The organism is Methylobacillus sp. MM3, from assembly GCF_001645185.1.
Lineage (GTDB): Bacteria > Pseudomonadota > Gammaproteobacteria > Burkholderiales > Methylophilaceae > MM2.
The window spans coordinates 1-385 of sequence record NZ_LXTQ01000049.1 but is presented as its reverse complement, the minus strand read 5'-3'; the positions used below and the strand labels follow the sequence as shown (position 1 = coordinate 385).

The window sequence follows — 385 nt, the reverse complement described above, 5'->3', positions numbered from 1 at the left end:
GACGGATACTGCCCAGCGGCAGTTTCTGCAGACAGCATCACAGCGTCAGTACCATCCAGAACAGCGTTTGCTACGTCCATGACTTCTGCACGCGTCGGCATCGGGTTAGTAATCATTGACTCCATCATCTGGGTCGCCGTGATTACCGCTCGGTTTAGCTGACGCGCACGACGGATCAACGCTTTCTGAATGCCGACCAGTTCCGGGTCGCCAATTTCCACACCGAGGTCGCCACGTGCAACCATTACCACGTCAGAGGCGAGGATGATGTCATCCATTGCATCCTGGCTGCAAACGGCTTCCGCACGTTCAACCTTGGCAACAATTTTCGCATCACATCCTGCATCGCGTGCCAGGCGACGGGCATAGTTCAGATCTTCGCCAC

General features: G+C 55.8%; 1 protein-coding gene. It reads right to left on the bottom strand.

Translation table 11 applies throughout. From position 1 onward, the window contains the following. A partial coding sequence (locus A7976_RS11870) for a pyruvate kinase (protein ID WP_240483870.1) occupies positions 1 to 385 on the bottom strand: 385 nt, incomplete at both ends.